9 protein-coding genes are annotated in these 14,205 nt (G+C 52.0%); 3 read left to right on the top strand and 6 right to left on the bottom strand.

All coding sequences use genetic code 11. The annotated features are described in order from the left end of the window. Window positions 1–57: 57 nt before the first annotated feature. Entirely contained in the window at window positions 58–2,094 is a 2,037-nt protein-coding gene (locus H8B13_RS06405; protein ID WP_187309974.1) for an OmpA family protein, read from the bottom strand. A gap of 101 nt (window positions 2,095–2,195) precedes the next feature. Beyond that, window positions 2,196–3,257, bottom strand: coding sequence for a tetratricopeptide repeat protein (locus H8B13_RS06410; protein ID WP_187309975.1), 1,062 nt, complete (start codon window positions 3,255–3,257; stop codon window positions 2,196–2,198). A 304-nt stretch (window positions 3,258–3,561) separates the two neighbouring features. On the opposite strand from H8B13_RS06410, the gene H8B13_RS06415 reads away from it, so the two are divergent. Next, window positions 3,562–3,984 (top strand): BrxA/BrxB family bacilliredoxin, encoded by a 423-nt coding sequence (locus H8B13_RS06415; protein WP_187309976.1) that lies wholly within the window; start codon window positions 3,562–3,564, stop codon window positions 3,982–3,984. A gap of 87 nt (window positions 3,985–4,071) precedes the next feature. Here the strand turns inward: H8B13_RS06415 and recQ are convergent, their stop codons facing one another. Continuing rightward, window positions 4,072–6,270, bottom strand: coding sequence for a DNA helicase RecQ (gene recQ / locus H8B13_RS06420; RefSeq protein WP_187309977.1), 2,199 nt, complete (start codon window positions 6,268–6,270; stop codon window positions 4,072–4,074). Between the two features lie 248 nt (window positions 6,271–6,518). On the opposite strand from recQ, the gene H8B13_RS06425 reads away from it, so the two are divergent. Further along, window positions 6,519–7,496, top strand: coding sequence for an SIS domain-containing protein (locus H8B13_RS06425; RefSeq protein WP_410054430.1), 978 nt, complete (start codon window positions 6,519–6,521; stop codon window positions 7,494–7,496). Between the two features lie 139 nt (window positions 7,497–7,635). Continuing rightward, the gene (locus H8B13_RS06430; RefSeq protein ID WP_187309979.1) at window positions 7,636–8,724 is read left to right on the top strand and encodes a mannose-1-phosphate guanylyltransferase; all 1,089 of its coding nucleotides are present in this window, start codon (window positions 7,636–7,638) and stop codon (window positions 8,722–8,724) included. Window positions 8,725–8,835: 111 nt separating this feature from the next. On the opposite strand, the gene rlmB is transcribed toward H8B13_RS06430, so the two are convergent. From rlmB to H8B13_RS06445, 3 genes are all read right to left on the bottom strand, one after another. After that, a complete protein-coding gene (gene rlmB, locus H8B13_RS06435; RefSeq protein ID WP_261990253.1) occupies window positions 8,836–9,768 on the bottom strand; it encodes a 23S rRNA (guanosine(2251)-2'-O)-methyltransferase RlmB in 933 nt (310 codons plus the stop codon). Next, window positions 9,729–10,946 (bottom strand): GWxTD domain-containing protein, encoded by a 1,218-nt coding sequence (locus H8B13_RS06440; RefSeq protein WP_187309980.1) that lies wholly within the window; start codon window positions 10,944–10,946, stop codon window positions 9,729–9,731. The genes rlmB and H8B13_RS06440 overlap by 40 nt, the downstream gene beginning before the upstream one ends. Window positions 10,947–11,115: 169 nt before the next feature. Continuing rightward, window positions 11,116–14,103: a DUF2723 domain-containing protein gene (locus H8B13_RS06445; protein ID WP_187309981.1), complete on the bottom strand. Its 2,988-nt coding sequence runs from the start codon at window positions 14,101–14,103 to the stop codon at window positions 11,116–11,118. Window positions 14,104–14,205 lie beyond the last annotated feature (102 nt).

Raw genomic sequence — 14,205 nt, forward strand, 5'->3', positions numbered from 1 at the left:
CATAAAAAAGCCCCCCAGCAGTATAATGGGGGCTTTTTTTATAAAATTCCTGCCAGGTTACTTACCTGTCACTTTAAACTCCGTGCGGCGGTTGAGCTGGCGGCCTGCTTTTGTGCCGTTTGGTGCCACGGGCTGCGCATCACCATAGCCAGCGAAGGTAAGGCGCGCTTTATCGATGCCTTTGCCCACCAAATAATCTACGACCGCCTTCGCGCGCCGCTGCGACAAATCTTTATTGTAAGCGCTTTGGCCTACGTTATCGGTGTGGCCGCTGATTTCCAGACGCAGGGCTGGAGCTTCGGTCAATAGTTTCTGCAAACGCTCCAGTTCACTGGTGCTTTCGCGCCGCAAAGTGGCCTTATCGAAGTCGAAGAAAATATTGTTGAGCACGACTTTAACCCCGACATCCAGCTTTTTGAGGCCAATATCTTTTATCACCTCTGAATATGCCGCGCCGGCTGGCAGATCAAAGTTTTCAGAGTGGAACAAGTACCCCTCCTGACGCACTACAATGCCGTAATTAACGCCCGAGGGAAGCGACACCAGATAACGACCCGACTGCGCATTCGCCAGAAAGGAAGCAATAACTTCATTGCGCTGGTTATCGATTACCTCGATTGTGGCTTCCAGCGGTTGCTTTGTGACATCGTCCGTCACTACACCTTTCAGAATAGTTACCTGAGCTGTGGCAATAGGCACCGGTGGAGCCAACATAGTTTCTTTTATTGGCTGTATCCGACTAGCCAACAATTGATCTTCCTGAGAAAGTATGGGGGGCTTTTCCGGACCTAGAAAAGTGATCTGGTAAATGTCTTTGCCCCCCAAACCTTCTTCACGAAAGCTGGAATAGTAGCCGTGGCGACCGGAAGCAGAGATTACAAAAAACACATCGTCGTCGGGGGTGTTGATCGGCCAGCCAAGGTTTTCGGGCGCGCTCCATTTGCCGTTTTCAAACACCGATTTGAAGATATCGTAGCCGCCCATCGAGTTGTGACCCTCCGAGCTGAAGTACATTGTTTTGCCGTCGGGGTGGAGGAACACGCCTTCCTCGCCATACGGAGTATTAATGGTAGAACCAAGGTTCAGGGCCGGGCCGCGGCCTTCCAATTCCACTTTGTAAATGTCGCGGCTGCCCAGTCCGCCTTCCTTGTCGCTCACGAAGTACAGGCTGCGTCCGTCAGGCGTGTAAGCCGCCGACGACTCGTGGCCTTTGCTGTTGATGCGGGCGCCCAAGCGCTGGGGCTTGCGCCACTCCGCGCCGCGCAAGTTGGCTTCGTGCAGGTCGCCGCCATTGTCCTCCACATACACCAGCATGCGCTGCCCATCGGGCGCGAGCCCGACGGTAGCATCGTGGCCATCGGTGTTTACCGGGGCCTTTAGATTGCGGGCCGCGGCCCATTTTTGGCCTGTGCGGGTGCTTTGATAAATATCTTCGAAAAAGCCGCCGGTTTCGGGGTCGGTTTGCTCTCCGGTTGAGTTATCGCGCCGCGAGGTAAACATCAGCACCGATTCATCAGCCGAGATTACCGGACTGTAGTCAGCGTAGGGCGAGTTGATGCTCGGGCCAGCGTTATCAATAAAAGCACGAACGGGCTTTTTGCTCATTTTCTGCCCGTTCTCGCACTCGGTTATCTTCTTGCGAATATCAGCCAAGATCGGAGCGGTATTTTTGCCCCCCGAGGCCGGCTGAGCGGCTTTGTATTCAGCAATGGCTTCCTGCCATTTTCCATTTAAATGTAATCCCCGACCCAGCAAGTAATGAATGCGCGGATCAGCATCGGGGCTCAGCTTATACGACTTTTGCAAATAGCTAAGCGCCCGCGGCTTAAAACCCGAGTGCAAGTAGCAATCGCCGATTTTAAGGTTTAGCTCCGCATTATCTGGGTTAAACTTTTGGGCGGCTAGGTAGTGAGGCAATGCCTGCTCGTAGCGGGGCGGGTCCATATCGTAACTACCGTCACCTTCTTTCATCTCGCGCAAGGCAGCTTTCAGACCCTCTTTATTGTCACCAAAACGGTCTTTGCTAAACTCAACGCTCTGCGCATGGGCTGCTTGTGCGAAGAGCAGGATAGCGAATAGAAATAGCTTATACATTGTGGTACTGTATTAATCTGACGTGTTTTCCTCTGCGCTGATCAGCGTCTGGGGATATTTAGCATTTGCCGTCGTGCAGCTCGCCGCGTATATATCAGGCTTTATTCGCTGCCACAGCCGGAGTTCGCGGCATAGCTGCTGGCGGCTTCCAGGCCAAGCTCGGCGGCTTTGCGCCAGTCTTGGCAAGCGCCACCCGCGTCGCGGATCATTTCGCGTGCGTGGCCGCGGTTGAGATAAGCTTCTGCGTATTGTGGATTAAGGCTGATAGCCTTGCTTGCATCAGCAACCGCTTTTTTGTAGTCCTCCAGCTTGAGGTAGGCTGCCGCCCGATTATTCCAGGCAAAAGTATAGGAAGCATTGAGGCTGAGCGCCTTGCTAAAATCCTCAGCAGCTCCGCGATAGTCGGCCGCCTCGTAGCGGGCACTACCACGGTTGCTGTAGGCTATGGCGTTATCCGTTTTCTTGGTCAGATAGTCGTTGTAATCAGCTATAGCGCCTTTTAAGTCACCTGCACGACGGCGGGTGGCTGCCCGATTTAGAAGGGCGGGCAGCAAATCGGGCTGTAGGGTCAGGGCTTTCGTGTAGTCCTGAATGGCCGCCGTAAAGTTGCTGAGCTGCCGTTGAGCACTAGCTCGGTCGTGGTAAGCGTAGGCATAGTTTGGGTCAGCTTTTAACGCCTGATCAAAGTCGCTCTTAGCCGCTTGGTACTCGCCTTTTTCGAATCGCAATGCCCCCCGATAATACCAGGCCGGCGCGAAATCGGCTTTGGTTTCGGTGGCTTTTGTATAGTCCTGCTCGGCTTCAGTGCGTTGCCCCATTGCCTCGCGAGCTTGGCCCCGCCCGAAGTAGGAGGTATGACCCGTCGGCTCCAATCGGATGGCCGCGTCATAATCCTGCACGGCCTGCGAATACTCTTTTAGCTCGTAGCGCGTGGTAGCGCGGTTGTAATACGCTTTGGCGAAGTCGGGGCGAGCAGCCAGTGCTTTGTCAAAATCCTGAATTGCAGCCTGATAGCTCTTGCTGTTGTATTTCGTTACGCCACTGTTATAAAGCTTCTCCGCTAGTTGGGCCGGTGGTAGCGTGCTGGCACGCACAGTGTCGACCTGAGCGTGGGTAGTGCCAGCAATACCAGCCAGAATAAACAGTATATAGATGCGTAGCATGTTATTCAGTATAGATGATTTTCAGGTGTTAAATATAATTTTATTTGCTCAATAAGCCTGTATGATAGTTATTAACTTTATTGAATTGTATTTTGTTAATAATAATTTGATTTATGCTTTAGTCAAAATACTTTATAGTAATCATTGCTAAGGCGGCACAGCTTGTGCTTTATCTTTATTTAAATTCGATGGGGCGCAACCAGTGTCCTTAAATAATGGTTGTGCAGGCGACGCCGAAGTTTGCGTATTTTTGCGCAGCCTCCGGGCCACTCATTTGATTTTTTCATTTCAGCCTACATCTCTCATGGCATCATATCCCGAATACATGGTAGCTCCTATCCGCCAAGACCTTACGTCGGCCGGCTTCGAGCAACTTATGACCCCCGAAGAAGTTGATTCAGTGCTCAACGAGCAGAGCGGTACCGTGCTGGTAGCCGTCAACTCGGTATGTGGCTGCGCCGCTGCTAAAGCCCGCCCAGCCCTAAAAATGGCCTTGGCCAGCGCCGACAAGAAGCCTGCTAAGCTGGTGACTGTATTTGCCGGCATGGAAACCGAAGCCGTTGAGAAAGCACGTCAGCATATGCTGCCATATCCGCCCTCATCACCTTGCATTGCCTTGTTTAAAGATGGTGAGCTAGTGCATATGATTGAGCGCTACCACATTGAAGGTAGCGACACGATGCGTATTGTAAATAATCTGCAAGGCGCATTCGAAGAGTATTGCTAGATATTTGATTCAGATCATACTGTTTATCTAGCACAAAAAAGCCCCCCAGATATGTCTGGGGGGCTTTTTTGTGGGTCAAGCTGCTATTTAGTTGGCGTACTCGCTCAGAAACTTGATGCGCATGAGGCGCAGATCTTCCTCTGTATACTCATCAGGGCCGAGTTCTTTCAGGGCTACAGCAATATTGTCGGTGTTCGACTGCAGGAAATAATCCGTGATTTCGGCCTGGCGGTCGTGGTCTAGGATGCCGTCGATGTAGTAGTTAAGGTTGAGCTTGGTGCCGGCGTAGCAGATGTGCTCAATCTCTTCCATTAGCTCACGCATGTCGATGCCTTTGGAAGAAGCTATTTCCTCCAAATCCATCTTCTTGTCGATTTGCTGAATGATATAAATCTTGATTTTTGACTTGTTGACGGCCGATTTCACCACTACATCAGCAGCCGTCATGATGTCGTTATCCTCAACGTACTTTTGAATCAGCTGCAAAAAAGGCCCCCCAAACTTGGTAGCCTTGCCCTGACCAACGCCGCCCACGTGGGCAAGATCATCCATCTTCACAGGGAAGGTGGTGGCCATTTCCTTCAACGATGGATCTTGGAACAAGACGTAAGGAGGCAGGTTTTTATCCTTCGCAATCTTCTTGCGCAGGGCCTTCAGCATTTCAAATAATGCCTCGTCGTGGCCGGCGGCCTGCTGCACCTCTTCTTGTTGCTGCTCCTGCTGAACCTCCTCGTCGTAGTTGTGGTCCTTGGTGAGCTTAATTGAATGAGGATTTTCGATAAATTCTTGACCTTTAGGACTCATTTTAACGACCCCAAAATTTTCAATATCCTTTTCTAAAAAACCATTGAGTAGCACCTGACGGAGCACCGAGTGCCAGAAGGCAGCATCATGTTCTTTGCCTTGCCCATATACGTCCAGTTTGTTGTGGCCGTAACTTTCCACATGGGCATTATTCATACCCATCAGCACCGTACCGATGTGCTCGAGGCCGAAACGCTCCTCCGTAAGAACTACGGCTTTTAAGGCCATTAGTACTTCGTCTTTAGCCTCAAAACGCTCTTTCGGGTGTTTGCAGTTGTCGCAGAAGCCGCAGTCTTTCTCAAACGTCTCGCCGAAATAGTGCAGCAGCTGCTTGCGCCGACACACCGCCGAATCGGCGTAGTTGGCCATTTCCTGTAAGAGCAGCTTGGAGTTGTCGCGCTCCGTAACGGGCTTATCCTTGTTAAACTTCTCCAGCTTCACGATATCATCGTAGCTGTAGAACATAAGGCAATTGCCCTCTAAGCCATCACGACCGCCGCGGCCAGTCTCCTGGTAATAGCCTTCAATGCTTTTGGGCGTATCGTAGTGAATCACAAAGCGCACGTCGGGCTTATCGATGCCCATGCCGAATGCGATGGTGGCCACAATAACGTCGGCTTCCTCATTCAGAAACGCATCCTGATTAGCCATTCGGACCTGCGGATCGAGGCCAGCGTGGTAGGGTAGGGCCTTCACGTCATTTACGCGCAGTAACTCTGCAATCTCTTCAACCTTCTTGCGCGACAGGCAATACACAATGCCAGCCTTGCCTTTGTGCTGCTTGACGTATTGAATCAGCTGCTTTTTAGTGTTGTGCTTCGGCCGGACTTCGTAATAGAGGTTGGTGCGATTGAACGACGTTTTGAACACTGAAGCGTCGTCCATTTGCAGGTTTTTCTGAATATCCAGCTGCACTTTGGGCGTGGCCGTAGCCGTAAGCGCAATGATAGGCACATTAGCCCCTAGGTTATCAATAATGCCGCGAATTTTGCGGTACTCGGGCCGGAAATCGTGGCCCCACTCCGAGATGCAGTGCGCTTCGTCGATGGCTACGAATGAAATGGTAGCCTTTTGCAGGAAGTCGATGGTTTCGTCTTTGGTGAGCGACTCAGGGGCAACGTACAGCAGGCGCACCTCACCACTGATTACATCTTTTTTGACCCGATTAATTTCTGATTTCGATAGCGTTGAGTTCAGAAACTGGGCATTCACGCCAAAAGCATTCAACTGATCGACCTGATTTTTCATCAAGGCAATCAGGGGAGAAATCACTATGGCTGTGCCCGGCAACACTAGCGCCGGCAGCTGGTAACAGAGCGACTTTCCCGCCCCAGTTGGCATGATAACGAAGGTATTATGACCGTCAATGACGTTTTGGATGACGGCTTCCTGGGTGCCGCGGAACTGGCCGTACCCGAAAACTTCCTTTAACTTGCCTTTCAGATCAGCCGTGGGCGCTGTTACTTGTTTTAGGGCTGGCATGGTCTCTCTCACTTACTCGGTTTTGAATTGCGAACAGGAGTACAACACCGCATGTTGAACTCTCAATCTAATGGTTTTTTGGTATTTATCTAAACAGTAGTTGGTTACTATCCAATTAAGTACAGCGTTGAAGCAACGATATCCGCCATGAAAAAAGCAACACGGCCAGCCTAGGGCTTGAAACCAACAACGGGATGAACAACCAACTACTAGGCACCGACTACTCGGTACCGACTATCAAATTTAGATTGAAACCGCAGAACGAACTCAACTCAATTGCAAAAAAAGTGCTTCATGAAGAAGCAAGCGCTATTCAGGGCGTAGCAGAGGCCTTGGAGAAGACACCTGATTTTGCACTATGCATAGAATCAATACTCTCTTTGCGGGGTAGGGTAGTGGTAACCGGCATTGGTAAAAGCGCCCATATTGCGGCCAAAATAGTGGCTACACTGAACTCTACGGGTACTCCGGCCCTGTTCATGCACGCCGCTGATGCTATTCATGGCGACTTGGGTATGATTCAAGCAGAAGATTTTGTCATTGCCATCAGTAAAAGCGGTGACACACCGGAAATAAAAGTGCTAGTGCCCTTACTAAAGCGTAAAGGTGTGCCCTTGGCTGCCTTGGTTTCCAATGCCGATTCTTATTTAGCTGTACAGGCCAACTACGTGCTGCACGCGCCCGTTACCCGCGAGGCTTGCCCCCACAATTTGGCCCCCACCACCAGTACAACCGCCGCACTAGCTCTGGGCGATGCCTTGGCTGTGTGCCTGCTTGAGTCGCGGGAGTTTACTTCCGCCGACTTCGCTCGGCTGCATCCAGGTGGCACCTTGGGGAAGAAGCTTTACCTGAAGGTAGGTGACTTAAGTAGGCAGAATCAGGCGCCGCAAGTGCTTGAAAATGCCCCCCTGCGGGATATTATTCTCGAAATATCAGGCAAGCGACTGGGTGCAACGGCTGTGCTCAGCGAGGGTGACAACCGTCTGTTAGGTATTATAACTGATGGTGACCTACGCCGGATGCTCACCAACTTCACCAATCTGGAAGATGTGCGGGCCCACAATATCCTCACGCCAGCGCCTGTCACTATTGATGTTGAAGACTTTGCAGCCGAAGCGCTGGCTCGCATGCAGCAGCGCAATATCACACAGCTCATTGTGACAGATGCTGGTCGGTTTAGCGGCTTTATCCATCTTCATGATTTGCTGCGTGAAGGCTTGGTATAGAAATCAGGAAGCTACTTCTTTCAGTGCGTTTTAGCCCTCGCGTTTTGGCCGGATTCGTGCACAAGGGGGCGCAACCCTGAAATATTTCGGACCTTCGCTTCTGATCTTACTTTAACCCGGCTTCGGTGAGGCCTGCTCTATGACTCAAAATACGTATCTCGTCGTGATGGCGGGCGGCATTGGTAGCCGCTTCTGGCCCTTTAGCCGCACGAATCATCCCAAACAGTTTCACGATGTAATGGGAGTCGGTCGATCGATGCTGCAGCTTACAGTAGATCGTTTTACCGGAATTTGCCCCCCAGAGAATGTTTTTGTAGTAACTAACCGCGATTACAGTGAGTTGGTGGAGCAGCACTTGCCGGATTTGCCCCCCGACCAGATTCTGGGTGAGCCAATTGGCCGGAACACGGCGCCGTGCATTGCCTACGCCAGCTACCGCATCGCGCAGCGCGACCCCAAAGCAGTCATCATCGTGACGCCCGCCGACCACGCCGTGCAGCGTGAGGAGGAGTTTCGGGGTATTATCAGCCAGGCCGTAGCAAGCGCCCGCGCTCAGGATATTCTTATTACGCTCGGCATTCAGCCTTCCCGCCCTGATACCGGCTACGGCTACATTCAGTTTATTGATGGCGACCAGAGCGAGTTGTATGGCAACCTGCGGAAGGTGAAGACCTTTACTGAGAAGCCGAATCTGGAACTGGCAAAGATGTTTGTGGATAGCGGCGACTTCCTATGGAATTCCGGCTTATTTATCTGGCGGGCCGAAGTGATTTTGCAGGCTTTCCATCAATACCTCGGCGACATTGCGGAAGTGTTTGATGAAGGACTCGATCAGCTGGGAACCAGTAAGGAAGCAGATTTTATTACGAATGCATATTCCCGCTGCCGCAACATCAGCATCGACTATGGCATCATGGAAAAGGCCGACAACGTGTACGTGCTGCCCGCTGACTTCGGTTGGAGCGACCTAGGTACCTGGGATTCACTGCATCGCATCGGCCGTGGTGATGAGAATGGCAACGTTATAGATGGCGATGTCATTCTGTATGATACCCGCGAGTGCGTTATTAAAACTCCCTCTGAGCGTTTGGTGGTAGTACAGGGCTTAGAGGGCTATATCGTGGCTGAGTACGATAACGTGCTGCTCATTTGCAAGCGCACGGAAGAGCAGCGAGTGAAAGAATTTGTGGCCGATGTTCGGGCCAAAAAAGGTAGCGGCTATAACTAGCCTGCATCCGTAGCAAGTAAAAGCAGTACCCGGCGGCTGACTCACTGAGATAGCCGCCGTGTGCTGCTTTTTGTTGAGTAACGTAACGAAATCTTTACTAAGATCTGATGGCTACTTGCTTTGTAGGCGTTGCCGCGAAACTTCAAACAACATAATCCCACTGGCTACGGATACATTCAGGGAGCCAATTTGACCAGCCATTGGAATGCGCACTTTATGGTCGGCGAGCCGCAAGTATTCGGGTGAAATACCATCTTCCTCGCTGCCCATGAGCACCGCAACAGGCCCGGTAAAATCTACACTGGCGGTTTCGAGGCTGGTCTCGGCCTTTTCCGTACACGCTACTACCTGCACGCCTGACTGTTGAAGGAAGGTAATAGTTTCCTTCAAATTAGGCTCCCGGCATACCGGAATCAAATTTAAAGCACCAGCAGAGGTTTTAAGCGCATCGCCATTTATTTGAGCAGCGCCGCGGCTTGGAACTACGATGGCGTGTACGCCTAAACACTCAGCATTACGGGCAATAGCGCCAAAATTGCGCACGTCCGTTACTCGGTCAAGCAGAAGGAGCAAGGGCGTTTTGCCTGCCTCAAATAAGCCCGCCAGAATACTGTCTAGGGGAGCATAATCGATAGGTGAAACGAAGGCAACTGCGCCTTGGTGGTTTTTGCGGGTCAGGTCGTTGAGCTTCTCCAGCGGCACCAGCGACACCGGAATCGTAGCGGCTTTGGCCAATTCCGTTATTTCCTGGGTAATGCTGTTTTTGGTGCCCCGCAGCAGATAAATCTTCTCCAGCGTCCGGCCCGCGCTCAGAGCTTCTTGAATAGGACGCAAGCCAAACAACATATCGATACTACGGTCGGCAGCTGGCCGGTGCGGATAACGCGGCTTGTAGTCAGGCTTAGGCCCTGAATTACCCGAGCGGGCAGCATCTGGCCGGTCACGGTCGCGACGGGGCTCGTGGCGCGTGCCGTTTTCATCGTAAAAAGTACGGCGCTGCTCGTTCAGCGGGCGGGACGGGCGTTCGTCAGGGCTTTTCTCCATTGCTCCACGGCGGCATACCAAAGCATTTCGTGCTCGGGTCGGCGCACCAATTCATAGTGTTCGGGAGCAAAGGTACTGGGTTTGGCGCGGAACACATAGGTGCTGTTGCCCACGTTGGGCTGGCGGTAGATCCAGCGTTCCTCCGAGGCGGTACGATACACTGCATCAGGCGGTCCCATCACCACGTAAAGCATGCCCCTATCAGTCATCCAACCGGCTTTGTAAGCGGAGAAAAGCTGGTTAGCCGCTGACACACGGCCATAATACGTACGGATAAGCTGGCGAGCTCCGGCCTGCTGCCCGTTAGCTGCATTCAGCCAAAATTGGTCGACTGCTTTTTTAGGCGAAGGAGCATCATACAGCTTTTTGCGCTCAACAGACGAAGTGAGGTAAATAAGTGGCTGGATTAAATCAGAGGCGGTAGTCAGCTCCGGAAAGTTGTTTTCCTCGACTAACAAGCTACTGGCTGGACCACCTGAGCCATTATTCAGCAAATACAAACCAGCCCGCTGCAATGCCACTAGTTGCCCTGCCTGAAAGGTGATGGAATCTTGGACGCCCAGCGTACGCGAAGCCGGTGGCTGGGCGGCTGGATTGGTCATGGGGGGCAAAGCTGCCGTAAAATTGCTTTCGTAGCGCCGCAGCAGTAAGGGCTGATCTAGGCCGAAAGTGCTTACTTCGAATGGTTCGTTTGCATGCACATACCGGCGCAGAAGAGGAGCCCCCGCAGAATCGATGAGGATAAAGGGCCGTGCAAGTCGCTCGGCGGTGAGTAGGAGCCAAGCCTCGTCGCCAGTGTCAGCAGCGTTGGGGCCCGGCTGTAAGCTTAGTACTTGCCCGGTCCGCAACCTGGAGAGGGGCACACAAAACTCAACTAAAGCCGAAGTGCCTACACGTTTGGTGTGCTTAGCAAGCTGACTTACTGAGTCTTGCCATACAGGCTGTTGAGCATCGTAGCTCGGCCACACTGCTATACGCAACGGCTGACCTGACCCAACGACGCTCCCATTTGGAAAGCGCACATACAAGCGCAAACTATCCGCTTCTTGACGAGTGTCGACTACTACGCGCCGCGCTAAACTGTATTGCCCAGCAAAGTCGCGGCGTGTAGCTGCCTGCCTGCTGGATACCAGTAAGAGCAGAAAGCAGAATAGTAGCAGTAAGGGGCGTTTAGTCATGGATTACAGCATATACAGCCTTAAACGAATTTTATCGACTGGTCATTAATTAATAACGAGTTAGCTTTATTTTAATTGATTGATATTAAAAAGCCCCCCAGGTTGATACTGGGGGGCTTTTTATAAAATGGTTGCTAGTCTAACTCCAGAAATCAGGTTAGCAGGAGCTTTACTGACGTGGGTAATACTGGTTCAGCAACTCCACAGCCTTAGCCGCACGTGCTTGATCCTTGATCTGCTCAGCGGCCTGATACACACTTTGCAGCGTAAGCAGGTTGCTCTGAATTTCCATCTCAAACAAGCTGCCATTCGTGGTAGAATAATACGCCAGCGCCTGCTGGGCGCGGTTGGTCATTGTATCCAGAATATCGGTGGCTTTCTTCCGCTCACCTACTGCCACTAGTGGTCCTACAAATTGCGGCGTGTAGTAATCATACGGAATAGACGCATCGGGCATCACAGTGAAGGCCTTATCCAGTATCTGCTTCGCTTTTACCTTGTCGCCGGCGGCCAAGTAAGCCTCGGTTAGGCGGGCAAATTTCTCACGATAGTTAGCCGGGAAACGCAAGCTGTTCTCATCGTAATAGACCTTGGGGTCGTTTAGGTTGCGGAAGGCGAACTTCTTCATCATGTTTTCAAACATGAGGTCCTTGGCCACGTAACCTTCATTGCCGCGTGGGTCATAATTGGGGTCCCGGGCCGGCAGGATGCGATAAGCCATACCTTCCAGCTGGAAGTAAGGCTGCAAGTTCATCATGTCAGACGGCACGACAGTACTGGAGAAGTAAATAGGGCGCTGCCAGTTGCTGGTAGCCAGCATGTCCAGAATCACCAGGTTTTTCTTCTCAATGGCGCCACCTCCCATGTCCCACTCCATGCGGGGCACTAGCTGTTTGCGACGCTCGGCTGGAATAATGCCGGAGCGCATAATCGCAGCTGTATCGACGGGCAAGAAAAACTTCTTGGTAGGGAATGACAGCAGCGAACGGCCACTCTGGGTTTGCACTTGCAGCAGCGGGCTGTTCTCGTCAACCAGCTGAATAAACTCCTTCAGATTAACTTGCTGTACCGCCGGATTCTCTACGAAAGGCAGATAATCGTTGGTGCCTTGCACGTAGTTCTGCGGCTTCATCGAAATAGGCAGCGGCTGCGACTTATAGGCGCGGCGACGCATCTGCTCGATGTACCAATCGGTGTTCAGGTAGCTGAGTACGGCCACGCGCACATCTGTACGAATGCCTTCGACTTCCTGGGCATACCAAAGCGGGAAGGTGTCATTGTCACCGTTTGTGAACAGGATGGCATTCGGTGCTAGTGAGTTAAGCAGATTCTTGGCCGAGTCTACGGAACTGTAGCGGTCCGAGCGGTCGTGGTCGTCCCAGCCTTGCGCAGCCATAATGCCAGGCGCCAAAAGGCCAAGCGCAAGCGCTACGCCAGCCCGCACCGTGTCGGCTTTGAGCACACTTCGTAATAGCTCTGCCAATCCAATCACGCCTAAGCCAATCCAGATGGCGAAGGCGTAGGTAGAGCCCGTAAATGTATAGTCACGCTCCCGGGGCTCAATGGGCGGCTGGTTCAGGTAAAGCACGATGGCCAAGCCCGTGAATAAGAATAAAAGCCCTACAATGAAGGCATTTCGTCCGTCGCGCTGGGCATGGAAGAATAAGCCCACTAAGCCCAGAATCAGCGGAATAGCCAGGAAGTTATTGTGGGCTTTGCTGCCACCGATACGAACGGGTAGTTCGCTCGCACTTGCACTGGAAGGCCATACTACCCCCGATTGCTGCACGTCACTTTCGCGGCCCACGAAGTTCCAGAGGAAATAGCGCCAGTACATATGGCCCATCTGGTAGCGGAACAGAAAGCTCAGGTTCTGGCCCATGGTAGGCTTCACTTCTGGCTGCACATCTACCCACTTCTGGTAGTAGCGAATATGATCAGGCTGCGGGCTATAGAGGCGCGGAAGGAGCATTTTGTCTTCGTCCCGATAGATGGTTTCGAGACGACGCTCCGCAATTACATATTTGTCGCCATCGCGCACATAGCGCGGCGCACCCTCAATCTGATCAACAGGCTGAGCGCTGAACTGCGGACCGTAGAGCAAAGGCCGGTCGCCATATTGCTCGCGCTTGAGGTAGCTCACGAAGGAAAGCACATCGTCGGGCTTATTCTCATCGATAGTCGGGTTAAAACCCGAGCGAATCGGCACAATCAGATACGACGAGTAGCCGATCAGAATAAACACGAACACCAGCATACCGGTGTTCACAAGTTGGCTGCCTTTGCGGTAGGAGTAGCGGAAGCCAAAATAAATAATGGCCAGCAGCAGCAATACAAAGATAATAACACCCCAGTTGAAGGGCAGACCTACGCTGTTCACAAAGAACACCTCGAAGGCTCCAGCAATAGTTGGCAGACCAGGAATAATTCCTGCTAGGATAGAGCCCACGATAATCATACTCACCACCAGCGTCAAAATGCCCCCCAGCAGGGTAGGATTGGCCGTGCGACGGTAATAATAAATAAAGCCCAATGCTGGCAGTGCCAATAGGTTGAGCAAGTGAACGCCGATAGACAAGCCAATGATATAGGCGATTAAGATTAGCCACTTATCGGAATCAGGCTCCTGAGCGCGGTTTTCCCACTTCAGCATAATCCAGACAACCACCGCCGTACACAGCGACGACATGGCGTATACCTCACCTTCCACAGCATTAAACCAGAATGAATCGGAGAAGGCAAAAGCCAACGCACCTACCACACCGGCTCCTAGAATCAGCAGGGTTTGGCCAAAAGTTGGCTCTAGGTTAGGCTCCAGGTTTGGTACGGCGCGGTGCAGCACCAACTTCTTAGCAAGCATGGTGATGGTCCAGAACAGGAAGAGCACGGTAAACGAGCTGCTCAGCGCCGATAGAGCATTCACCAGCACCGCCACTTTGGTTACGTCGCCGAAAGAGAACAGCGAGAAAATGCGTCCTAATAAAAGGAAGGTAGGAGCACCGGGCGGGTGAGGTACAAGCAGTTTGTAGGAGCAGGCAATAAATTCGCCGCAGTCCCAGTAACTGGCGGTGGGCTCCAGGGTAATCAGGTAAGTAAGTGTGGCAATGGCGAATACGAGCCAGCCAACCAGGTTATTCAGACTTTTATAAGGGTGCATACTAGCTTGGTCAGAGAAGGGCCAAAAGTAGATAATAAATCCGGCCGTACCGCAGATTTGCCCCCCAGTTCATTTCTGACTGCTTTTTTAGTGCACAAAAAA

Origin of the sequence: Hymenobacter sp. BT188 (genome assembly GCF_014333585.1) — a bacterium.
In the GTDB taxonomy this organism is placed as follows: Bacteria; Bacteroidota; Bacteroidia; order Cytophagales; family Hymenobacteraceae; genus Hymenobacter.

Excerpts from the sequence above, each read along its gene's own strand:
- H8B13_RS06405 (WP_187309974.1), bottom strand. The coding sequence starts at position 2,094 with ATGTATAAGCTATTTCTATTCGCTATCCTGCTCTTCGCACAAGCAGCC.
- H8B13_RS06410 (WP_187309975.1), bottom strand. The coding sequence starts at position 3,257 with ATGCTACGCATCTATATACTGTTTATTCTGGCTGGTATTGCTGGCACT.
- H8B13_RS06415 (WP_187309976.1), top strand. The coding sequence starts at position 3,562 with ATGGCATCATATCCCGAATACATGGTAGCTCCTATCCGCCAAGACCTT.
- recQ (WP_187309977.1), bottom strand. The coding sequence starts at position 6,270 with ATGCCAGCCCTAAAACAAGTAACAGCGCCCACGGCTGATCTGAAAGGC.
- H8B13_RS06430 (WP_187309979.1), top strand. The coding sequence starts at position 7,636 with ATGACTCAAAATACGTATCTCGTCGTGATGGCGGGCGGCATTGGTAGC.
- rlmB (WP_261990253.1), bottom strand. The coding sequence starts at position 9,768 with ATGGAGAAAAGCCCTGACGAACGCCCGTCCCGCCCGCTGAACGAGCAG.
- H8B13_RS06440 (WP_187309980.1), bottom strand. The coding sequence starts at position 10,946 with ATGACTAAACGCCCCTTACTGCTACTATTCTGCTTTCTGCTCTTACTG.
- H8B13_RS06445 (WP_187309981.1), bottom strand. The coding sequence starts at position 14,103 with ATGCACCCTTATAAAAGTCTGAATAACCTGGTTGGCTGGCTCGTATTC.